The following is a 21392-nucleotide window of genomic DNA, read 5'->3' as shown; positions in this document are numbered from 1 at the left end:
ATGATCTACCGGGTCCCCGTCCCGGTACGGCGCCGCGCGCGGACGTGCGGGGAAGTGCCGGGAGTGCCGGATTCGTACGGCAGACTTGGGGTGCGAAGAACGAGGCGAAGGATGGGTATGCCGATCACACCTGCCACCGCGACGCACAGCTCGTCGACGGGCACCGCAGAGCAGATTTTGCTGGAACTGGTCGACGAGAAGGGTGTGACGATCGGCACGGCGGAGAAGCTCACCGCCCACCAGCCGCCGGGACAGCTGCACCGCGCGTTCTCGGTGTTCCTCTTCGACGAGCAGGGCAGGCTGCTGCTCCAGCAGCGGGCGCTCGGCAAGTACCACTCCCCCGGCGTCTGGTCCAACACCTGCTGCGGCCACCCGTACCCGGGCGAGGCGCCGTTCGCCGCGGCGGCCCGGCGCACGTTCGAGGAGCTGGGGGTGTCCCCCTCGCTGCTCGCGGAGGCCGGCACGGTCCGCTACAACCACCCGGACCCGGCCTCGGGCCTGGTCGAGCAGGAGTTCAACCACCTCTTCGTCGGCCTGGTGCAGGCACCGCTCGCGCCGGACGCGGACGAGGTCGCCGAGGCCGCCTTCGTGACGGCGGCCGAGCTGGCGGAGCGGCATGCCCGCGACCCGTTCTCGGCCTGGTTCATGACCGTGCTGGACGCCGCCCGCCCGGCGATCAGGGAGCTGACCGGCCCGTCCGCGGGCTGGTGAGCACCGCTGCGGCCCGGTGAGCGGACGCCGGTGCCGCGCTACGGCAGTGTCGCGGGCTTGAGCGGCAGGGCGGCCCAGATCACCTTGCCGCCGCTCGCGGTGTGCTCCACGTCGACGGCGCCGCCCGCCTCCCGGGCCACCTCACGGACCAGCAGCAGGCCCCGGCCGCCGGTCCGGCCGTGGTCGGCCTCCAGGGCGGTCGGCCGGTAGGGGTGGTTGTCCTCCACGGACACCCGCACCCACTCGGCCCCGACGGCGACCTCCACGGCCAGCATCGGCGACAGCAGCGCCGCGTGCCGTACCGCGTTGGTGACCAGCTCGGAGACGATCAGCAGCAGGCCGTACTCCAGGTCGTCGGAGAGCGGTACGCCCTGGCGCAGCAGCAGGTCCTGCACGGCGTGCCGGGCCTGCGGGACCGAGGCGTCCACGGCCGGAGCGGTGAACCGCCAGACGCCCTCGTACGGCAGTGGATCGGGCGGCCGCTCGGCGCCCCCCGCTGGGCGCGGGCCGTCCCCGCGCCCGTGGTTGTCCATCGTCCGGTCGCCACCCTCGCGCTCGATTGTCACCACACGTCGAGTGTTGGTAACGATCCGCTCCGGGCCGGATACCTGAACACAAGTCAGCGGGTATCGAGCGCTTTGTGACCGAGTGCGTATGACACGGTCACGTGTGGGACTGTTTCCTGTCCCCCTGGCGCCGCTTCGCGAACTCTTAGGGTTGTACGGGTTTGGGCCCGCCCTGCCCCGAGACGAGCCCCACGACACGGCGCCCGCCGTAGCCGGTGGCCACGAGCCCGAGGCCGTCGAAGAGCAGGGCCAGCGAGAAGAAGGTGCCGATCACGTACTGGCTGCTGCTCGGCCAGGAGCCGAGGACCAGGATCCCGAGCAGCAGGTCGAAGGCGCCGAGGAGCAGCGTCCAGCCCAGCTGCGGCCCGCGTACGACCAGGCCGCCGGCCAGCCGGAAGATGCCTCCGGTGAGGAACAGCAGGGCGGCGAACATGGTGAGGGCGGCGGCCGTGGCGTGGGGCAGGTGGATGACGACGACGCCGGCCGCGATGTTCAGGGCGGCGACGATGACGCCCAGCCAGAAGTAGCTGGTGCCGCGGGCCTGGACCGCGTGCACCAGGCCGACGGTCCCGCCGATCAGCAGCAGCCAGCCGAACAGCAGCATCGAGGTCAGGGTGGCGACCGCGGTGTAGCCGAGCCCGACGAGTCCGGCGAGGACGAGGAGCACACCGAGTGCCGCGAGCAGGCCGAAACCACGGCTCAGGCTCGTCGCGCTGTCCTTCCGCTTCCCGGCTCTGGCCATCACAGCCTCCCTCGCACCCCCACATCACCATTGAGCCACTTCCCTCCCTATTTTTCCCTATTTCCCCCGGGGGGCGGGGTTCGGTGACGCGCGCGGGGGCGCATAGCATCCCGACCATGGAGCCCCAGCTGTCGCACCGCGTCGAAGGCGCCGTCGCCACCGTCGTCATCCGTCACCCGGCCAAGCGCAACGCCATGACCGCCGCGATGTGGCGGGCGCTGCCCCCGCTGCTGGACGCCTTCGCGCGGGATCCAGGAGTGCGGGCACTGGTGCTGACCGGAGAGGGCGGGACCTTCTGCGCGGGCGCGGACATCAGCACGCTGCAGGGCTCGCCGGAGGAGGCACAGATGCTCGCCGTGGCGGCCGAGGAGGCGCTCGCGGCGTTCCCGAAGCCGACCGTGGCCGCGGTGCGCGGGCACTGTGTGGGCGGCGGGGCGCAACTCGCGGCGGCCTGCGATCTGCGGCTGGCGGAGCAGGGCGCGCTGTTCGGGGTGACCCCGGCGCGGCTCGGCATCGTCTACCCGGCCTCCTCGACCCGCAGGCTGGTGTCGCTCGTCGGCCCGTCCACCGCCAAGTACCTGCTGTTCACGGCCGAGTTGATCGACGCCGGACGGGCGCTCGCCACCGGGTTCGTGGACGAGGTGCTGCCGGAGGGCGAACTGGACAAGCGGGTGGCGGAGTTGACCGGGATCCTGGTCTCGCGCTCGCAGCTGACGCAGGCCGCCGCGAAGGAGTTCGCCGGCGGCCGGACGGACCGGGACGGCCACTGGGCCGGACAGGCGCGCGGCAACCCCGACACCGCGGAGGGGGTCGCCGCGTTCCTGGAGCGCCGCCCGCCCCGTTTCACCTGGAGCGTGGCTGCGTCAGGCTGAACCGGCCGCCCGTGCGCAGCTCCTCGACGAGGTGTGCGGGCGCCTTGTGCGGGGAACCCGCGTCGTACGGCGGTTGCGGATCGTACTCCGTCAGCAGCTGCACGGCCCGGGCGTGTTCGTCGCCCGCGATCCGGCCGGTCAGGGTGAGCGCCATGTCGATGCCGGCGGAGACCCCGGCGGCGGTGACGTACTTGCCGTCGGTCACCACCCGCTCCCCGGTCGGTTCGGCGCCGAACCGCGCCAGCGTCTCCAGGACGCCCCAGTGGCTGGTCGCGCGGCGGCCGCGCAGCAGTCCCGCGGCGGCGAGCAGCAGGGAGCCCGAGCAGACCGAGGTCGTCCAGGTGCTCGCCGCGTCGGCGGCGCGCAGCCAGTCGAGCAGGGCGGGGTTCTCCATCTGGTCCCTGGTGCCGGGGCCGCCGGAGACCACCAGCAGGTCCGGGTGCGGCATCTCGTCCAGGGCCCGGTCGGCGGTGACGGCGAGGAATCCGGTGTCGGTGCGGACGGGGCCGGGCCGCTCGGCGACGAAGGCGAGCTGTGCGTCCGGCAGCCGGCTGAGGATCTCGTAGGGGCCGACCACGTCCAGCGCGGTGAAGCGGTCGTAGACGACCAGGGCGATCTGCACGGCGGTCTCCTTCGGTGGGTGTTCCGGGCGGTCAGCGGACCGGGGCGGGGTGGAAGCGCCTGCGGTACTCCGCGGGGGGTGTGCCGAGGGCGCGCAGGAAGGCCCGGCGCATGGCCTCGGGGGTGCCGTAGCCGCCGGCGCGGGCGATCTCCTCAATGCCGTCGGCGGTGTCCTCCAGCAGTCGGCGGGCGTGTTCGAGGCGGACGCGGTCGACGTAGCGGCCGGGGGTCATGCCCGTCTCCTCGCGGAACGCGCGCGAAGTGGCGCGGCGAGAGCCGGGCCCGGGCGGCGAGCGAGTCGACCGTCAGGTCGCCGGCCGGGTGCTCGGTGATCCACTGCTGGACCTCCCGCAGGGGCGCGCGCTGCGCCGTCTGGGCCGCCAACTGGGCGCTGAACTGCGCCTGGTTGCCGGGCCGGCGCAGGAAGACCACCAGGTGCCGGGCGATGTCGAGGGCGACGTCCCGGTCCAGGTCCTCCTCGACCAGGGCCAGCGCGAGATCGATGCCAGAGGTCACCCCCGCCGAGGTGGCGATCTCCGCGTCACGGACGTAGATGGGATCCGGTTCCACGGTGACCGCCGGATGGTCCCGGGCGAGCTTGTCGCAGTAGGCCCAGTGGGTCGTCGCCCGGCGGCCGTCGAGCAGCCCGGCCGCGGCGAGCAGGATCGCGCCGGTGCACACGGAGACCAGGCGCCGGGCGCGCGGGCCGTGGGCGCACAGCCAGTGGATCAGCCGCGGGTCGGGCGCGCGGGTGCCCGCCCCGCCGGGGACCACCAGGGTGTGCGGGTCGGACGCCGCGGTGAGCGCCCCGTCGGGGACGAGGGTCAGCCCGCCGGAGGTGCGCACCGGGCCGCCGTCCAGGGAGGCCGTGCGGATCCGGTACGACCCCGGCGTGTGTTCCTCGGCGCCGGCGAAGACCTCCATCGGGCCGGTGACGTCGAGGCTCTGGACACCGTCGAAGAGGACGAAGAGGAGCGTGCGCTGCGGCATGTCTCCCAGTCTTCGCCGCCCCGGGCGTGGCCGCAATGACGAGTTTCCCACCTTTTCTGCCATCGGCGGGGCCCGGCGCGGGGGTGCGCGGCCCGCCGGTGAACCGCCCTGACCGACGGTTGTCGGTGCCACCTGCCACAATTGCCGCGCAACCTCAGTGGAGAAGGCGGTACGGGATCGTGACGACACCCGGGTCCAGCGGATCCATCAGCGTGGGATCCATCGAAGGCAGGATCGCCGAGGAACTCGGCGTACGGGAGCGGCAGGTGAAGGCCGCGGTGGAACTGCTCGACGGCGGTTCGACGGTGCCCTTCATCGCCCGCTACCGCAAGGAAGCGACCGAGATGCTCGACGACGCGCAGCTGCGCACGCTCGAGGAGCGGCTGCGCTACCTGCGGGAGCTGGAGGAGCGGCGGGCCGCGATCCTGGAGTCGGTGCGCGAGCAGGGCAAGCTCACCGACGAGCTGGAGGCGCGGATCCGCGGCGCCGAGACCAAGGCGCGGCTGGAGGACATCTACCTCCCGTACAAGCCCAAGCGGCGCACCAAGGCGCAGATCGCGCGCGAGGCGGGGCTGGAGCCGCTGGCCGAGGGCCTGCTGGGCGACCCGTCGGTGGAGCCGCTGGCGGCGGCCGCCGCGTTCGTGGACGCCGACAAGGGCGTCGCCGACCCGCAGGCCGCGCTGGACGGCGCGCGTGCGATCCTCACCGAGCGGTTCTCGGAGGACGCCGACCTGATCGGCGAGCTGCGCGAACGCATGTGGGTGCGCGGGCGGCTGGCCGCGAAGGTGCGCGACGGCAAGGAGGAGGCCGGCGCCAAGTTCGCCGACTACTTCGACTTCGCCGAGCCGTTCACCGAACTGCCCTCGCACCGGATCCTGGCGATGCTGCGCGGCGAGAAGGAGGAGGTCCTCGACCTCGTCCTGGAGCCGGAGGAGCCGGGCGAGCAGCCCGGCCCGTCGTCGTACGAGGGCATCGTCGCGCACCGGTTCGCGATCGCCGACCGGGGCCGCCCGGCCGACAAGTGGCTGACGGACACGGTCCGCTGGGCCTGGCGCACCCGCATCCTGGTCCACCTCGGCATCGACCTGCGGCTGCGGCTGCGTACGGCGGCCGAGGACGAGGCGGTGAACGTCTTCGCGGCCAACCTGCGCGACCTGCTGCTGGCCGCCCCGGCCGGCACGCGCGCGACGCTCGGCCTGGACCCCGGTTTCCGTACGGGGGTGAAGGTCGCCGTGGTCGACGCGACCGGCAAGGTGGTCGCCACGGACGTGATCCATCCCCACGTCCCGGCCAACAAGTGGGACGAGGCCCTCGCCAAGCTGGCCCGGCTCGCCCAGGAGCACGCGGTCGACCTGATCGCGATCGGCAACGGCACGGCGTCCCGCGAGACCGACAAGCTCGCCGGTGAACTCATCACCAGGCACCCGGAGCTGAAGCTCACCAAGGTGATGGTGTCCGAGGCCGGCGCGTCCGTGTACTCGGCCTCCGCGTTCGCCTCCCAGGAGCTGCCCGACATGGACGTGTCGCTGCGCGGCGCCGTGTCGATCGCCCGCAGGCTCCAGGACCCGCTCGCCGAGCTGGTCAAGATCGACCCCAAGTCGATCGGCGTCGGCCAGTACCAGCACGACCTGTCCGAGGTGAAGCTCTCCCGCTCGCTGGACGCGGTGGTCGAGGACTGTGTGAACGGCGTCGGGGTGGACGTCAACACCGCCTCCGCACCGCTGCTCTCGCGGGTCTCGGGCATCTCGTCCGGCCTCGCCGAGAACATCGTGGCGCACCGCGACGCCAACGGCCCCTTCGGCTCCCGCGCGGAGCTGAAGAACGTGGCGCGGCTCGGCCCGAAGGCGTACGAGCAGTGCGCGGGCTTCCTGCGCATCCGCGGCGGCACCGACCCGCTGGACGCCTCCAGTGTGCACCCCGAGGCGTACCCGGTGGTGCGCCGCATGGTGAAGACCAGCGGCCAGGAGGTGGCGTCCCTCATCGGCAACACGGGTGCGCTGCGCTCACTGCGCCCCACAGACTTCGTGGACGACACCTTCGGTCTGCCGACGGTCACCGACATCCTCAAGGAGCTGGAGAAGCCGGGCCGCGACCCGCGTCCCGCCTTCAGGACGGCCACCTTCAAGGAGGGCGTCGAGAAGATCTCCGACCTGTCCGCCGGGATGATCCTGGAGGGCGTGGTGACGAACGTGGCGGCCTTCGGCGCCTTCGTGGACGTCGGTGTCCACCAGGACGGCCTGGTGCACGTCTCCGCGATGTCGAAGACGTTCGTCAAGGACCCGCGGGACGTCGTCAAACCCGGTGACATCGTCAAGGTGAAGGTCCTGGACGTGGACATCCCGCGCAAGCGGATCGGGCTGACCCTGCGTCTGGACGACGAGGCGGCCCCGCAGGGCGGTCAGGGCCAGGGCGGCGGACGCCAGCAGCGCGGCGGCGGCCGGCCGCCCCAGCAGCGGCAGGGCGGCGGCCAGGGGCAGGGGGGCGGCCAGCGGCAGGGCCGGGGCGGCGGCGACCGGGGCGGGCGGCAGGCTCCGGCCCCGGCGAACAGCGCCATGGCCGACGCGCTGCGCCGCGCGGGTCTGCTCGACCCGAAGAAGCGCTGACCGGGCTGGGCCGGAGCCGCAGTGCTCCGGCCCCGTGCGCCCGCGCCCCGAAGGGGCGCGGGAAACTGCGCGACCGGCCACAACGGTGCCGCGGCCGCATGACGCACGGCACGCCCAGGCCCTGCACGCTCCGGCCCGGCCGGCGGAGCGCTACCTCTCCGTCACCTTTCCGTCCGCCACCTCCAGGCGCCTGCTCACGTGGACCGCGTCCAGCATCCGGCGGTCGTGGGTGACCAGCAGGAGCGTGCCGGTGTAGGAGTCGAGGGCCGATTCCAGCTGCTCGATGGCCGGCAGGTCGAGGTGGTTCGTCGGCTCGTCCAGGACCAGCAGGTTGACGCCCCGGCCCTGGAGCAGGGCGAGGGCGGCGCGGGTGCGCTCGCCCGGGGAGAGCGTCGCGGCCGGGCGCAGCACGTGGTCGGACTTCAGCCCGAACTTGGCGAGCAGGGTGCGCACCTCGACCGGCTCGGTGTCCGGGACGGCCGCGCAGAACGCGTCGAGCAGCGTCTCGGGGCCGTGGAACAGCCCGCGGGCCTGGTCGACCTCGCCGACCAGGACGCCGGGACCGAGGGCGGCGTGGCCCGCGTCGAGCGGGACACGGCCGAGGAGCGCGCCGAGCAGGGTGGACTTTCCGGCGCCGTTGGCCCCGGTGATCGCGACCCGGTCCGCCCAGTCGATCTGGAGGGACACCGGTCCGAAGGTGAAGTCGCCGCGCCGGACCTCGGCGTCGCGCAGGGTCGCCACGACCGCGCCGGAGCGTGGGGCGGCGGCGATCTCCATCCGCAGCTCCCACTCCTTGCGCGGTTCCTCGACGACGTCCAGGCGCTCGATCATGCGCTGGGTCTGCCGGGCCTTGGCCGCCTGCTTCTCGCTGGCCTCGCTGCGGAACTTGCGGCCGATCTTGTCGTTGTCGTTGCCCGCCTTGCGCCGGGCGTTCTTCACGCCCTTGTCCATCCAGGACCGCTGCATCTGCGCCCGGTCCTGGAGGGCGGCACGCTTGTCGGCGTACTCCTCGTAGTCGTCGCGGGCGTGCCGCCGGGCCACCTCGCGTTCCTCCAGGTAGGCCGCGTAGCCGCCGCCGTAGAGATTGATCTGCCGCTGGGCGAGGTCGAGTTCGAGGACCTTGGTGACCGTGCGGGTGAGGAACTCGCGGTCGTGGCTGACGACGACCGTGCCGGCGCGCAGGCCGGTGACGAAGCGTTCGAGGCGCTCCAGTCCGTCGAGGTCGAGGTCGTTCGTCGGCTCGTCGAGGAGGAAGACGTCGTAGCGGGACAGCAGCAGCGAGGCGAGGCCGGCGCGGGCCGCCTGGCCGCCGGAGAGGGCGGTCATCGGCTGGTCGAGGCCGACGGCGAGGCCGAGGGAGTCGGCGACCTCCTCCGCTCGTTCGTCGAGGTCCGCGCCGCCGAGGTCCAGCCAGCGCTCCAGGGCTGTCGCGTAGGCGTCGTCGGCGCCGGGTGCGCCGTCGACCAGGGCCTGGGTGGTCTCGTCCATGACGCGCTGCGCCTCGGCGACGCCGGTGCGGCGGGCGAGGAACTCCCGGACCGTCTCCCCCGCCCTGCGCTCCGGCTCCTGCGGCAGATGGCCGACGGCCGCGGTCGGCGGGGACAGCCGCAGCTCGCCCTGCTCGGGTGCGACGAGCCCGGCGAGCAGCTTCAGCAGCGTGGACTTGCCCGCGCCGTTGGCACCGACCAGCCCGATCACGTCGCCGGGCGCGACGACGAGGTCGAGCCCGGAGAAGAGGGAGCGGTCACCGTGCCCGGCGGTGAGGTTCTTGGCGACGAGGGTGGCAGTCATCAGGACGCCGATCCTAATGCGCCCGGCCCCCGGTCTCAGCCCCGTTCCCCGCCGGTCACCGTGGGACGGGCCCGCCGGCGCTGCCCGCCGACGACCGGGGCCGCCCGCACGTCCCCCGCCGTGCGGGCGACGACGTAGGCCTGCCCCCTGACCGCCCGCGGATCCAGCGGGACCCGGTGCCGGCCGGGCTCCAGGGCGCCGTCGAACACCTCCTCGGTTCGGGTGCGGTGCAGCCGGTCCAGGCGGTACGCCGTGATCCGCACCCGGCATGCGGCGCCCACCTCGACGTCCGCGGTGGTGCCGGTGGCGGCCAGTGCGGTCAGCAGGCGGCGCGGGAGCGGGCCGCGGCCGAGGGCGTGCTCGATCTGGGCGACCAGCAGCGGCACGATCGGGGCGAGGCCGTCCACCGCGGCGACCTCGGCCCCGGCCTGTTCGAAGGCCCGCAGCACGGCGGCCCGTTCGGCCGGGCCGACCGCCCGGCCGAAGGCGACCGCGCCGTAGCCGCGCAGTTCCTCGGCGGTGACCCCGCGCGCGTCCTGGGTGATGTCGGCGCCGATGCCGATGGTGCGCAGGGCGGCGGCCAGCCGGGCGAGGACGGCGACCCGGGCGCCGATCAGCAGCACCCTGCGCCGGGGCGCGGCCGAGCCGTCCCGCAGGGCGGTCAGGGCGGCACGGTACTCGGGTCCGCGGAACCGGAACGGCCCCATGCCGGGATAGCCGTTGCGCTCCAGATCGGCGTGCTCGTCGGTCTGCCAGGCGAAGTCCCGCCAGACGTAGTCCTCGCCGTCGCGCTCGATGACGGCGGTGACCGCGCCGCAGCCCAGGTCCTCGCACTCGGGACAGCCGTAGAGGACGAACCGGCCGGCCGGGAGCGGCGGTTCGGCCTCCAGCAGCAGCGCGCGCACCTGCTCGGTGAAGATGGCGGGCGGCACGTCCGAGGCGAGCGGGGAGACCCCGTCGAGGTCGGACAGCTGGAAGAGCAGTGGACGGCCGTCCACGACGAAGTCCACGAAGTCGCGGTGGACCTGGTAGCGGCCGTCGGCGAGGACACCGCCCGCGCGGGTCGCCGGTGCCAGGTCGAAGGTCGCGTATGCGCCAGACATGTGGTGAGTATCCCCACACCGGGACGAATCCGATCGCAGCATGACATGGTCGTCCGGACGGGTTCTATCGTCCAGGCGTGGGCAGTGAGCCGAACGACGAAGTGATCGTGGTCGGGGACGGGGTCGCCGGGCTGGCGACGGCCGTGCTGCTGGCCGAGTCCGGGCACCGGGTGCGGGTGTGGGCGCGGGAGCCCGCCGAGCGCACGACCTCGGCGGTCGCGGGCGGCCTGTGGTGGCCGTACCGCATCGAGCCCGAGCGGCTGGTGAGCGCGTGGGCGCTGGAGTCCCTCGCCGTGTACACGGAGCAGGCGCGGCGCCCCGAGGAGACGGGCGTACGCCTGGTCGACGGCGTACACGCGGGGACGCGGCTGGACGACCTGGGCGACTGGGCGGGCCGGGTGCCGGGGCTCCGGGAGGTGCCGGACGGTCTGGCGGCGCGGCTGCCGGTGATCGACATGCCGGTGTATCTGGCCTGGCTGCGGGAGCGGTTGGGGAAGGCGGGAGGGACGGTGGAGGCGCGCGAGGTGAGCGACCTGACGGCCGTGCCCGCCCGTGTCGTCGTCAACTGCACGGGGCTGGGCGCCCGTTCACTGGTACCGGATCCGCGGTTGCGTCCGGTGCGCGGGCAGCTGGTCGTCGTGGCGAACCCGGGGGTCACGACCTGGTTCACCGCCGCCCCGCACTCCGGCGACGAGTCGGCGTACTGCATCCCGCAGCCCTGCGGCCTGCTGCTGGGCGGTACGGCGCAGGAGGACGACTGGTCCCTGGAGCCGGACCCGGCCATCGCCGCGGCGATCGTCGCCCGCTGCGCGCGGATCCGCCCGGAGATCGCGGGCGCGCGGGTCCTCGGCCACCGCGTGGGGCTGCGACCGGTCCGCGACGCGGTACGGCTGGAACGCCGGCCCCTGCCCGGCGGCCGCGCGCTGGTGCACAACTACGGGCACGGCGGGGCCGGGGTGACGGTGGCGTGGGGGTGTGCGCGGGCGGCGGCCGGACTGGCGTTTCCGGCCGCCTGAGCCCCTGCGGGGCTACCCCGGGATGTGCCGGGCCGCCCGGGGTGCGCGGACTCCCTCCAGGGCGCCGGGCGCGGCAGCCGCGGCCGTGGAGCCGGACGTGGCACGGGTGAAGGCCGCCGCGCCGCCCACGAGCGGGAGGCGGGCCGTCGTACCGGACAGCGCCACGGTGAGGCTCGGCCGGGTGGACGGCGGGTCGATGAGGTCCTTGTCCGTGCCCGCGACGATCAGGGCGAGGCGGTGCCCCGCGGGGACGACGTGGTCGGTGGCCGCGAGGTCGAGGGTCATCGTGCAGGCCTTGCCCGGGGTGAGCGGAACTCCCTTGCCGAGGGAGGCGTGGTGGCCGAGGTCGGCCCAGCCGCGGCTGAACACGGTGTAGTCGACCTTGACGGTCTTGGCTCTGGTCTCCTTGAAGCAGGCGCTGTCCCCGGCCGTGCTCTCGCCCCAGCAGGTGCGGTGGGTGAGCGTGGTGATGCCCTCGGCGGCGTCGGCGTAGTCGCGGATGGTGTCCGGGCCGACGTCGACCAGGACGGCGGACAGATGGGCCGACGCGGTGGTCGGGGTCGCGGTCACCGTCACCGTGGACGACCCGGACAGGCGCAGGTCGTGGGTGAGCGGTGCGGTGAGGAAACCGGCCTTCTCGGGGGTGGGGGCGGTGAGACGGGCCGCCCAGTCGGTCTCGCCCAGCTTCGGGTCGTCGGTGAAGGTCTCGGTGCCGGTGGCCGGGCGCAGGCCGAGCGTGCCGACGCCGTTCCGTGTGCCGGGCGCCGGGTGCAGGACGGTGGTGCGGGTGGTCTGCGGGGGCCAGGTCCGGGAGGGCACCCACTGGTCGGGGCGGCGCTCGATGTCGGCCATCGGCTCGCGGTCGATGCCGTTGTCGTAGCCGAGGAGTTCATGGTCGAACCAGCGGTGCAGGGTGTCGACCCAGGCGCCGCGCCGGTAGTCGAAGGGGTCGACGTGGCCGGTCTGGGAGAGCCAGATCTTGCGCTCCACCCCGTGCTTCGCGAGGGCGTCCCACCACTGGCCGAAGTGCTTGGTGCGGACGTTGAGGTCCTGCATCCCGTGCACCAGGAACACGCTCGCGCGCACCTTGGCCGCGTCCTTGACGTAGTCCCGCTCGGTCCACAGCGACGTCCAGTCACCGCTGCGCGGGCTGCCGTCGGTGAGTTTCTTCTGCACGGCCGCGCAGTGGGCCTTCGCCGCGTCGCTCTCGACGTCGCCGGCCAGGTCGGCGGGGCCGCCGTCGTACAGCGGGGCGCCCTGCGCGAAGTAGTAGTCGTACCAGGAGGAGATGCCACTGATCGGGACGATGGTCTTCAGTCCCTGGACGCCGGTGGCGGCGACGCCGTTGGCGATCGTGGCGTCCCAGCTCTTGCCGATCATGCCCGTTCTGCCGTTGGTCCAGGTGGCCTTGACGGTCTGTGTCCCGGTCCGGCTGGTGTACGCCCTGGCGCGGCCGTTCAGCCAGTCGATCACGGCCTTCGCGGACTGGATGTCGGAGCGGCCGCCGACGTCGACGCAGCCGTCGGAGCGGTTGGTGCCGGCGAGGTCGACGCCGACGAAGGCGTAGCCGCGGGGCACGAAGTAGTTGTCGTAGAACAGCGGCATCTGGACGACGTGGCCCTGCGCGTCGTACGTCTTGAGCTGGTTCTCGTTGCCGCGTCCGCAGCAGGAGTAGTACGGGCTCGCGTCCATGATGACGGGCACCTTGCGGCCCTCGCGGGCGGGTTCGGCGGGTCGGACGATGTCGGCGGCGACCCGGTCGGGCTTCCCGTCGCCGTCCCCGTCGAGGCCTGTGTCCACCCAGACGGACTCGCGCACGGCGTGGGCGTACGAGTAGACGGGCCGGCTCTCGTGGGCGGCCCGGCCGTCGGGGCCGGCGGCCTGTGCGGCGGCCGGGGTCAGGAAGGCGGCCGTCAGGACGGCGGCGACCGCTGTCGCGAACGGTCTCCAGATCGTGAAGCGCGTACGTCTCGGCATGCGCGGACGGTACTCCGGTCAACTCCCCGACAGAAGAGGGCACCACGGTGACCCGGGTGACACATGACGGCTGAATGGCGATCGTGTGACAGGGGGGACCGTGGACAGGCCGGGAGGCACAGGGAATGAATAGGCTCCGAACGGATCCACCACGCATGTCCCACGAACGCACTTGCACTCCCGACGACTTGGAGCTGACGTGCACCGCAGAATCATCGCACCGGGCGCACTGGCGGCGGCCTCCCTCCTGCTGGCGATCCCGGCATCGGCCGCGAGCTACACCCCCGGCGCGCCGGGCATCGGCGACCCGTACTACCCCGACTACGGCAACGGCGGCTACGACGTCTCGCACTACGACCTCAGGCTGCAGTACCAGCCGAAGACGGACGAGTTGCAGGGCACGGCGACGATCCTGGCGAAGACCACGCAGGACCTGTCCAGCTTCGACCTGGACTTCCTGCTGGACGTCAGCGAGGTGCGGGTCAACGGCGCCAAGGCCGCCTTCACCACCTCCGGGCAGCACGAACTGGTCGTGACGCCGAAGACGCCGCTGGCCAAGGGCACCCCGATCACCGTCACCGTCCGCTACAGCGGGGTGCCGTCGACGAAGAGCGCGTACGGCTTCAACACCTGGCACCGCACGCCCGACGGCGCCGTGGCCGCCGACGAGCCCGAGGCCGCCTGGTGGTGGTTCCCGAGCAACGACCACCCGAGTGACAAGGCCACCTACGACGTGTCCGTGGCCGTGCCGGACGGCACCCAGGTCATCTCCAACGGCACGCTGCAGTCGACCGCTTCGCAGCTGGGCTGGACCCGCTACAGCTGGCGGCAGAACAAGCCGCAGGCGACGTATCTGGCCACACTCGCCATCGGTAAGTTCGACATCACCACCAGCACCTCCGACGGTGGCGTACCGGTCATCAACGCCTACAGCAAGGACCTCGGCGACAACGACGGGGCCGCGCGGGCGAGCGTGGAGCGCACCGGGGAGCTGGTCGACTGGCTGAGCGGCTACTTCGGGCCGTATCCGTTCAGCACGGCCGGCGGGTACGTGCCGAACACCACGACCGGGTACGCGCTGGAGACCCAGAGCCGCGTCTACTACAGCCCGAAGCAGTTCGCCAAGGGTGCCAACGCCTCGGTGGTCGTGCACGAGCTGGCGCACCAGTGGTACGGCGACGACGTGTCGGTCAAGGACTGGAAGGACATCTGGCTCAACGAGGGCTTCGCGACGTACGCGCAGTGGCTGTGGTCCGAGCACGAGGGCGAGGGCACCACGCAGCAGCTCGCCGACTACGTGTACGCCTCGCACCCCGCCGACGACGCCTTCTGGACGGTCAAGCCCGGTGACCCGGGCGCGGACCACCAGTTCGACGACGCCGTCTACGACCGGGGCGCCCTCGCCATCCAGGCCCTGCGCGAGGAGGTCGGCGACGACGCGTTCTTCCGCATCCTGAAGGGCTGGCCGCAGGAGCACGCGTACGGCAACGCCTCGGTGGCCGACTTCCAGCGGTACGCCGAGCAGGTGTCCGGCAAGCCGCTTGCCGCGCTGTTCGACACCTGGCTCTTCCAGCCGTCGAAGCCGGCCGCGCCCGCGGCGCGCGCCGCGTCCCTGCTGACGTCGGGTGCGAAGGCTGCCGGGGTGGCACAGCCGAAGTCATGGCGGAAGATCGAGGCGGCGCACGGCGGCCACGGGAACTGACCTGACCCGGGCCCGTCAGGGTCTGGGCTCGGCCGCCGCGTCGAGCAACCGGTCCCGGCCCATCGCGTCCGCGCGGGAGGCCGGGACCGTGCAGGCGTACGCCCCCGCGAGCGCGCCGTAGCGTGCGCAGGTCTCGGGCGGCTCGCCGGCGAGGCGGCCGTAGAGGAACGCGGCGGCGAAGGCGTCGCCCGCGCCGTTGGAGTCGACCACCGGTGCGGGCGGCGTCTCGGCGGGCACGCGGGTCAGCTCGCCGTCGGCCAGCAGATACGAGCCCTGGGCACCGGCCGTGGCGACGACGGTCCGGGCCCGGCCCCGCTCGGCGATGCGCCGCAGCGTCCGCTCGGGGTCGGCCAGGGCGGCGGCCGACAGGAAGACGATGTCGGCCGCGTACGCGAACGGCTCGTGGTACGGATTCTCGCCGTCCCAGTCGTGCAGGTCCGTGGAGAGCGGCACGCCCGTCGCGGTCAGCACCGGCAGTGCCTCGGCACAGGGCTGGGTGATGGTCACGTGCACGTGTCGGCTCGCGGTGGCGAGCGCGCGCAGCGTGTCCTGCGGAAAGCGGTCACCGGGACGGGAGCGGCTGGTGTCGTACAGGGACAGGCGGCGGCCGTCGGGGCCGACCAGGTTGACCGCGCGCCTGGTCCCGGCGGGCTGCGGGAGCGCGCTGAGCCCGATGCCGTGCTCGCGGTGCAGGGCGCGCACGAGGTCGCCCTCGGGGTCGTCGCCGAGCAGGTCGAGGTGGTGGGTGCGCAGGCCGAGGGCGGCGAGGCCCACGGCGACGAAGTCGCCGGTCTGCCCGGCGCGGGTGCGGATCCCGGAGTCGATCATGTAACTGTCGGCGTACGGCAGCGGCAGCTCGGGGACGTGGACGATGGTGTCCACCCCGGCTCCGCCGAGCACCAGCACATCCGTGGTGCCGGTGTGCGTCGTATCGGTCCGCGACGCGCCGTCCTGCGTGACGCCGGTCTGCGTGACGCCGGTCTGCGTCACGTCGTTCTGTGCGGTCATCCCCCGCCCTCCCCGTGGTCGTACACCGTGACCGCGATCCGGCTCCGCCGGATGGGCCAGGCTTCCGTCGCCGTGGGCCCTCCCGGCAACGGGCGTGTGCGGCTCCGTCGTGGCCGGTCGCGCAGTTCCCCGCGCCCCTTCAGGGCGCTGCCCTGACCGTACGTTGACAAGTACCGGCGGCGCCCAGCCCGAAGTCGTTGTGCGCGCGGTCGCGGTGCCAGGCGCGGTACGCCTTCTCCGGCTCGGGCCAGCGGCGTGAGAGCGCGAGGACGAAGCCCTTCCCCCAGCCCCCGATGTCGTTGCAGACATGGGCGATCACCTTGGCGCCCCTGACCGACGGAACGGTGGCGTCACCCTGGATGTATGTGATCTCCGACATGACGCCACCGTAGGCGATGCCACTGACAGTGGCCCTGAGCTGCTACGTCGTCATCGCGTCAGCTCGGTGAGTTCCTTCTCGGCGTTGGCGGACACCCGGCGGCGCACAGCGAACCAGCCGGCGACGAGCATGACGGCGATCACCGGGATCAGCAGGATGGTCTTCCGGCCGACGTCGGGGTCGTTCCACATCATGCCGAGGCAGATCAGCAGGAAGGTGATGGTGACGATCTCGATGACCGGGCTGAACTTCAGCTGGAAGTGCGGCCGGGTCACGAGGCCGGCGCGGGCGCGGCGGACGAAGACCATGTGGCAGATCATGATGATCACCCAGGTGCTGATGATGCCGAGGGAGGCGACGTTCAGCACGATCTCGAAGGCCTGGCTGGGCACGAAGTAGTTCAGGCCGACGCCGAGGACGCAGACCCCGCAGGTCAGCAGGATGCCGCCGTAGGGCACCTGGCTGCGGCTCATCCTGGCGGTGAACTTGGGGGCGGAGCCTGCCATGGCCATCGAGCGCAGGATGCGGCCGGTGGAGTACAGGCCGGAGTTCAGCGAGGACATGGCGGCCGTCAGCACGACGAGGTTCATGACGTCACCGGCCGCCGGCACACCGATCTTGGACAGTACGGTCACGAACGGGCTCTCGTCGGCGGAGTACACCGAACCGGGCAGCAGCAGCGCGAGCAGGACGACCGAGCCGACGTAGAACAGACCGACACGCCACATGATCGAGTTCACCGCGCGCGGGACGACCTTCTCCGGCTCGGCGGTCTCACCGGCGGCCACACCGACCAGCTCCAGTGCGGCGTACGCGAAGATCACGCCCTGCATGACCAGGACGACCGGCATCAGGCCGTGCGGGAAGATGCCGCCGTGGTCGCTGATCACGCTCAGGCCGGGGGTGTGGCCGTCGACCTTGTGCTGCGTGGCGAGCAGGAAAATGCTGATCAGCATGAAGCCGACGATGGTGGCGACCTTGACGATCGCGAACCAGAACTCCATCTCACCGAAGATCTTCACCGAGATCAGGTTCACGGCCAGGACCACCGCGAGGGCGATCAGCGCGAGGACCCACTGCGGGATCGAGGTGAAGAAACTCCAGTAGTGCGTGTAGAGCGCGATCGCGGTGATGTCGGCGATGCCGGTGGTCGACCAGTTCAGGAAGTACATCCAGCCGGCGACGTAGGCGCCCTTCTCGCCGAGGAACTCGCGCGCGTACGACACGAAGGAGCCGGAGGACGGCCGGTACAGGACGAGCTCGCCGAGGGCGCGCACGACGAAGAAGGCGAAGACGCCGCAGACCAGGTAGGCCAGGGCCAGTGCCGGGCCGGCGTTGTGCAGTCGGCCACCGGCTCCCAGGAGGAGGCCGGTACCGATGGCACCGCCGATGGCGATCATGTTGATGTGGCGGGCCTTGAGGTCCTTGCTGTAACCGGCGTCGCCCGCGTCCGCGGGCTTCTGGGCCGCCTGGGGGGCGGCGGCCTGTGCCGATTCCACGGCTTCCTTGCTCACGGGTGGTTCACTTCCTGGTGCGCCCAGGCCTCGTGGGCCCGGGGGTCGTGCAGGTCGAGGCCCGCACCACCCTGTCGAGTTGCGGCACAGACCAAGGCAGCACCTTCCCAGAAAGATCCGCGAGTACGCGGTGGTCCACATCACAGAGCGTTACTTCTCACACGATCCACTTGGTGGACGCGCGCTGTTCACCACGGGTTTCACACATCTGCTGGGACAGCAATACTGCTGCACATGACGACCGACGCGACGACCAACGCGACGACCGACACCGGGGAGCCGGCCCTCACCATCGACGAGCTGGCCGCCCGCACGGGTGTCACGGTCCGCACCGTCCGGTTCTACGGCAGCAAGGGGCTGCTCCCGCCGCCGGTGATCGGTCCTCGCCGGGTCGGGCGGTACGGGCCCGAGCACGTGGCACGGCTGGCCCTCATCGAGGAGTTGCAGCAGCAGGGCATGACGCTGGCGGCGATCGAGCGCTACGTACGGCAGCTGCCCGCCGACCTCACCCCGCACGACCTGGCCATCCACCGCGCGGTGGTCGCGTCCTGGGCACCGGACGCGGTGGACACGGTGGCCCGGCGGGAGCTGGAACGACGGGCCGGGCGGCCGCTGTCGGCCGAGGACGTGGAGCGGCTGGCGGCGATGAACGTCGTCCGCGAGAGGGCGGACGGCACCTTCCGGGTCGACGCCGGACTGCTCCGGCTCGGCGTGCAACTGCTCGACGTACCGCTGTCGCAGGAGGCGATCCTTGCGGCCCGCTCGGTGCTCATCGAGCACTCGCGCGCCGCGGCCCGCGAGCTGTCCCAGCTCTTCCGCGGCGAGGTGGCCGAGCGCGCCACCCGAGACGTGAAGTCCCTGTCGGCACACATGCACCCCCTGGTCGTACAGGCCCTGCTGACGACGTTCCAGCGCTCACTGCGGGAAGAGCTGAGCAAATGGGTCAGCAACTCGGCCCCGACCACAGCGGGGCGGGCGGAATCGGAGTCGGAGTGATGGGGGGGCGTCTGGCGGGGGCAGGTCTGCTCGGGGCCTACCTGCGGGGGCCTGTCTGCTCGGAGTGGGCCTGACGGGGCCTGTCCGGTCGAGCTCAGCGGATCGGGACAGGCCCTCGCGGGGCCCGGCTGATGACGGCCGGATGGGCGAATCCCCCGGGGAACGAGGCCCGGCCGAGCGAGCCCCGCGCCCTCGCCCGCACGCACCATCGCGCCGCGCCGTCGCCCGGCACACGGGAGCCCGGTCGGCTGGGCCCAGCCGACCGGAGTCCGGCCGGTCCCGGATCGAACGATCTCGTCCCGGTTGGCCCCGGATTGGGCAGCCCAAGTCCAGAGGACCCAGGACCGGAGGATCCGGAGCCCGGCGGACCGACGCGCCGGTGGTCCGGTGGTCGGGCGGACCAGACCCCGGCCGATCCTTCCTCGGGCCGAGCCGGGCCCCGGCCTGGCGAGGCTCCGGCCGAGTCGGGCTCCAGCCAGTCCAGGCCCTGGCCGCCGATCCCGGCTCGGCGGGCCGAGGGCCGGTCGGCGGACGTCGGCTGGAGTCCGGCCGGTCAGGGTCCGGTCGACCCGTAGCGCCGGGCTCGGTCCGGGCGGGTGTCAGTCGGTGAAGCGTTGGCCCTGCTCCGCCTTCTCCACGAGCAGTGCGGGCGGGGTGAACCGCTCGCCGTAGGACTCGGCGAGTTCGCGCGCGCGGGCGACGAAGCCGGGCAGGCCTCCGTCGTAGCCGTTGATGTACTGGAGCACGCCGCCGGTCCAGCCGGGGAAGCCGATGCCGAAGATCGAGCCGATGTTGGCGTCGGCGACCGAGGTCAGGACGCCCTCCTCCAGGAGCCGGACGGTGTCGAGCGCCTCGGCGAAGAGCATCCGTTCCTGCATGTCCCGGAACGGGATCTCGTGCCCGGGCTGCGTGAAGTGCTCACGCAGGCCGGGCCACAGCCCCGCGCGCTTGCCGTCCTCGGTGTAGTCGTAGAAGCCGGCGCCGCCGCTGCGGCCGGGGCGGCCGAACTCGTCGACCATGCGGTCGATGACCGCCTCCGCCGGGTGTGCGGTCCAGGTGCCGCCGGACTCCTCCACGGCCCGCTTCGTCTCGCCCCGGATCTTGCGCGGGAGGGTGAGGGTCAGCTCGTCCATGAGGGAGAGCACCTTGGCTGGGTAGCCGGCCTGGGCGGCGGCCTGCTCGACGGAGGCGGGCTCGACGCCCTCGCCGACCATGGCGACTCCCTCGTTGATGAAGTGGCCGATCACCCGGGAGGTGAAGAAGCCGCGCGAGTCGTTTACCACGATCGGCGTCTTGTTGATCCGGCGGACCAGGTCGAAGGCCCGGGCGAGTGCCTCGTCACCGGTGCGCTCGCCCTTGATGATCTCGACCAGCGGCATCTTGTCGACCGGCGAGAAGAAGTGCAGCCCGATGAAGTCGGCCTGGCGCTCCACGCCCTCGGCGAGGGTGGTGATGGGCAGGGTGGAGGTGTTGGAGCACAGCAGTGCGTCGGGTGCGACGACGGACTCGATCTCCTGGAACACCTTGTGCTTGAGCGCGGTGTCCTCGAAGACGGCCTCGATCACGGCGTCACAGCCCGCGAGGTCGGCCGCCTCGCCGGTCGGGGTGATCCGGGCGAGCAGCGCGTCCGCCTTCTCCTGGCTGGTGCGGCCCTTGGCGACGGCCTTGGCGCACAGCTTCTCGGAGTAGGCCTTGCCCTTGGCGGCGGCCTCCTCGGAGACGTCCTTCAGGACGACGTCGATGCCCGCGCGGGCGCAGGAGTACGCGATGCCGGCGCCCATCATGCCGGCGCCGAGGACGGCGACCTTGCGGACCGTGCGGGACGCGATGCCCTTCGGGCGGTTGGCGCCGGAGTTGACGGCCTGGAGGTCGAAGAAGAACGCCTGGATCATGTTCTTCGCGGTCTGGCCGGTGACCAGCTCGGTGAAGTAGCGGGTCTCGATGGTGATCGCGGTCTCGAAGTCGACCTGGGAGCCCTCTACGGCGGTGGCCATGATGTTGCGCGGAGCCGGGTAGGGGGCACCGGCCGTCTGCTTGCGCAGGTTGGCCGGGAAGGCGGGCAGGTTGGCGGCGAACTTCGGGTTCGCGGGGGTGCCGCCGGGGATCCGGTAGCCGGGGATGTCCCAGGGCTGGTGCGACTCGGGGTGCGCGTCGATGAAGGCGCGGGCCTTGGCCAGCATCTCCTCATGCGTGGCGGCCACTTCGTGGACCAGGCCGTTCTCCTGGGCGCGGCGCGGGTTGTACTGCGTGCCCTGGAGCAGCACCTTCAGCAGGGCGTCCGTGATGCCCATCAGGCGCACGGTGCGGGTGACACCGCCGCCCGCGGGCAGCAGGCCGAGCGTGACCTCCGGCAGGCCGATCTTGGAGCCGGGGGCGTCGAGGGCGATGCGGTGGTGGGAGGCGAGCGCGATCTCGTAACCGCCGCCGAGGGCCGCGCCGTTGATGGCGGCGACGACCGGCTTGCCGAGCGTCTCGATGCGGCGCAGCGCGTTCTTGATCTCGGTCGCGCTGTCGAAGACCTGCTGGGCGTCCTCGGGACCGGCCTTGATCATGTCCTTGAGGTCGCCGCCCGCGAAGAAGGTCTTCTTGGCGGAGGTGTAGATGATGCCGCGGAGGGAGTCCTTCTCGGCCTCCGCGCGTGCGGCGATCGCCGTGATGGAGTCGCGGAACGCCTGGTTCATGGTGTTCGCGGACTGGTTCGGGTCGTCCAGGACGAGGGTGACGACACCGGTGTCGTCCTGCTCCCAGCGGATGGTGGTGCTCTCGGTCATGACAGTCGTCTCCGTTGAAGTCTCTGAAGT

The 21392-nt window shown here is 72.3% G+C and carries 15 protein-coding genes and 2 pseudogenes; 6 read left to right on the top strand and 11 right to left on the bottom strand.

Annotated elements, in window-relative coordinates; all coding sequences use genetic code 11:
* The first annotated feature begins 117 nt into the window (after nucleotides 1–117).
* Nucleotides 118–711 carry an isopentenyl-diphosphate Delta-isomerase gene (gene idi / locus BIV25_RS35905; RefSeq protein ID WP_071376748.1) on the top strand — a complete coding sequence of 198 codons (594 nt, stop codon included), beginning with the start codon at nucleotides 118–120 and terminating at the stop codon, nucleotides 709–711.
* A 38-nt stretch (nucleotides 712–749) separates the two neighbouring features.
* On the opposite strand, the gene BIV25_RS35900 is transcribed toward idi, so the two are convergent.
* The gene (locus BIV25_RS35900; RefSeq protein ID WP_071376747.1) at nucleotides 750–1244 is read right to left on the bottom strand and encodes an ATP-binding protein; all 495 of its coding nucleotides are present in this window, start codon (nucleotides 1242–1244) and stop codon (nucleotides 750–752) included.
* A 178-nt stretch (nucleotides 1245–1422) separates the two neighbouring features.
* Entirely contained in the window at nucleotides 1423–2019 is a 597-nt protein-coding gene (locus BIV25_RS35895) for an HdeD family acid-resistance protein (RefSeq protein WP_071376704.1), read from the bottom strand.
* Between the two features lie 116 nt (nucleotides 2020–2135).
* Between BIV25_RS35895 and BIV25_RS35890 the strand changes: the two genes are divergently transcribed.
* Nucleotides 2136–2891, top strand: a complete 756-nt coding sequence (locus BIV25_RS35890) for an enoyl-CoA hydratase/isomerase family protein (protein WP_071376703.1) — start codon at nucleotides 2136–2138, stop codon at nucleotides 2889–2891.
* Here BIV25_RS35890 and BIV25_RS35885 read toward each other — a convergent pair.
* Nucleotides 2863–3513, bottom strand: coding sequence for a DJ-1/PfpI family protein (locus BIV25_RS35885; protein ID WP_071376702.1), 651 nt, complete (start codon nucleotides 3511–3513; stop codon nucleotides 2863–2865). The two genes, BIV25_RS35890 and BIV25_RS35885, sit on opposite strands and share 29 nt — an antisense overlap.
* A 31-nt stretch (nucleotides 3514–3544) precedes the next feature.
* Nucleotides 3545–4502 (bottom strand): annotated as a pseudogene (locus BIV25_RS35880) (GlxA family transcriptional regulator).
* 179 nt (nucleotides 4503–4681) lie between these two features.
* Between BIV25_RS35880 and BIV25_RS35875 the strand changes: the two are divergent.
* On the top strand, nucleotides 4682–7105 hold the full coding sequence (locus tag BIV25_RS35875) for a Tex family protein (protein WP_071376701.1): 2424 nt from the start codon (nucleotides 4682–4684) through the stop codon (nucleotides 7103–7105).
* 150 nt (nucleotides 7106–7255) lie between these two features.
* Here the strand turns inward: BIV25_RS35875 and BIV25_RS35870 are convergent, their stop codons facing one another.
* Both BIV25_RS35870 and BIV25_RS35865 read right to left on the bottom strand, forming a co-directional pair.
* Nucleotides 7256–8896, bottom strand: a complete 1641-nt coding sequence (locus BIV25_RS35870) for an ABC-F family ATP-binding cassette domain-containing protein (protein ID WP_071376700.1) — start codon at nucleotides 8894–8896, stop codon at nucleotides 7256–7258.
* Between the two features lie 35 nt (nucleotides 8897–8931).
* Nucleotides 8932–9999 carry an oxidoreductase gene (locus tag BIV25_RS35865; RefSeq protein ID WP_071376699.1) on the bottom strand — a complete coding sequence of 356 codons (1068 nt, stop codon included), beginning with the start codon at nucleotides 9997–9999 and terminating at the stop codon, nucleotides 8932–8934.
* A 101-nt stretch (nucleotides 10000–10100) separates the two neighbouring features.
* On the opposite strand from BIV25_RS35865, the gene BIV25_RS35860 reads away from it, so the two are divergent.
* Nucleotides 10101–11015 (top strand): FAD-dependent oxidoreductase, encoded by a 915-nt coding sequence (locus tag BIV25_RS35860; protein ID WP_071376746.1) that lies wholly within the window; start codon nucleotides 10101–10103, stop codon nucleotides 11013–11015.
* Nucleotides 11016–11027: 12 nt separating this feature from the next.
* Here BIV25_RS35860 and BIV25_RS35855 read toward each other — a convergent pair whose 3' ends face one another.
* Entirely contained in the window at nucleotides 11028–12992 is a 1965-nt protein-coding gene (locus BIV25_RS35855; RefSeq protein ID WP_071376698.1) for a Xaa-Pro dipeptidyl-peptidase, read from the bottom strand.
* Nucleotides 12993–13191: 199 nt separating this feature from the next.
* Between BIV25_RS35855 and BIV25_RS35850 the strand changes: the two genes are divergently transcribed.
* Entirely contained in the window at nucleotides 13192–14694 is a 1503-nt protein-coding gene (locus tag BIV25_RS35850; RefSeq protein WP_071376697.1) for a M1 family metallopeptidase, read from the top strand.
* Between the two features lie 15 nt (nucleotides 14695–14709).
* Here the strand turns inward: BIV25_RS35850 and BIV25_RS35845 are convergent, their stop codons facing one another.
* The 3 genes and pseudogenes from BIV25_RS35845 to BIV25_RS35835 all read right to left on the bottom strand — a co-directional run bounded on the left by BIV25_RS35845 (nucleotide 14710) and on the right by BIV25_RS35835 (nucleotide 17595).
* On the bottom strand, nucleotides 14710–15702 hold the full coding sequence (locus tag BIV25_RS35845; RefSeq protein ID WP_079177084.1) for an adenosine kinase: 993 nt from the start codon (nucleotides 15700–15702) through the stop codon (nucleotides 14710–14712).
* Nucleotides 15703–15877: 175 nt separating this feature from the next.
* A pseudogene (locus BIV25_RS35840) lies at nucleotides 15878–16081 on the bottom strand (Appr-1-p processing protein); the annotation flags it as partial.
* A gap of 50 nt (nucleotides 16082–16131) precedes the next feature.
* Nucleotides 16132–17595, bottom strand: a complete 1464-nt coding sequence (locus BIV25_RS35835; protein WP_071376696.1) for an amino acid permease — start codon at nucleotides 17593–17595, stop codon at nucleotides 16132–16134.
* 234 nt (nucleotides 17596–17829) lie between these two features.
* Between BIV25_RS35835 and BIV25_RS35830 the strand changes: the two genes are divergently transcribed.
* On the top strand, nucleotides 17830–18591 hold the full coding sequence (locus tag BIV25_RS35830; protein WP_071376695.1) for a MerR family transcriptional regulator: 762 nt from the start codon (nucleotides 17830–17832) through the stop codon (nucleotides 18589–18591).
* Nucleotides 18592–19190: 599 nt separating this feature from the next.
* Here BIV25_RS35830 and BIV25_RS35825 read toward each other — a convergent pair.
* Nucleotides 19191–21362, bottom strand: a complete 2172-nt coding sequence (locus BIV25_RS35825) for a 3-hydroxyacyl-CoA dehydrogenase NAD-binding domain-containing protein (protein ID WP_071376694.1) — start codon at nucleotides 21360–21362, stop codon at nucleotides 19191–19193.
* Nucleotides 21363–21392 lie beyond the last annotated feature (30 nt).

Source organism: Streptomyces sp. MUSC 14, assembly GCF_001866675.1.
GTDB lineage: Bacteria > Actinomycetota > Actinomycetes > Streptomycetales > Streptomycetaceae > Streptomyces.
Note: the sequence above shows the minus strand (reverse complement) of the source record. Positions and strands in the feature narration are given on the sequence as shown.

What these genes read in the sequence shown, in the direction of transcription:
- BIV25_RS35870 (WP_071376700.1), bottom strand. Translation starts at nt 8,896, where the DNA reads ATGACTGCCACCCTCGTCGCCAAGAACCTCACCGCCGGGCACGGTGAC.
- BIV25_RS35845 (WP_079177084.1), bottom strand. Translation starts at nt 15,702, where the DNA reads ATGACCGCACAGAACGACGTGACGCAGACCGGCGTCACGCAGACCGGC.
- BIV25_RS35825 (WP_071376694.1), bottom strand. Translation starts at nt 21,362, where the DNA reads ATGACCGAGAGCACCACCATCCGCTGGGAGCAGGACGACACCGGTGTC.
- BIV25_RS35890 (WP_071376703.1), top strand. Translation starts at nt 2,136, where the DNA reads ATGGAGCCCCAGCTGTCGCACCGCGTCGAAGGCGCCGTCGCCACCGTC.
- BIV25_RS35895 (WP_071376704.1), bottom strand. Translation starts at nt 2,019, where the DNA reads ATGGCCAGAGCCGGGAAGCGGAAGGACAGCGCGACGAGCCTGAGCCGT.
- BIV25_RS35865 (WP_071376699.1), bottom strand. Translation starts at nt 9,999, where the DNA reads ATGTCTGGCGCATACGCGACCTTCGACCTGGCACCGGCGACCCGCGCG.
- BIV25_RS35900 (WP_071376747.1), bottom strand. Translation starts at nt 1,244, where the DNA reads ATGGACAACCACGGGCGCGGGGACGGCCCGCGCCCAGCGGGGGGCGCC.
- BIV25_RS35830 (WP_071376695.1), top strand. Translation starts at nt 17,830, where the DNA reads ATGACGACCGACGCGACGACCAACGCGACGACCGACACCGGGGAGCCG.
- BIV25_RS35855 (WP_071376698.1), bottom strand. Translation starts at nt 12,992, where the DNA reads ATGCCGAGACGTACGCGCTTCACGATCTGGAGACCGTTCGCGACAGCG.
- idi (WP_071376748.1), top strand. Translation starts at nt 118, where the DNA reads ATGCCGATCACACCTGCCACCGCGACGCACAGCTCGTCGACGGGCACC.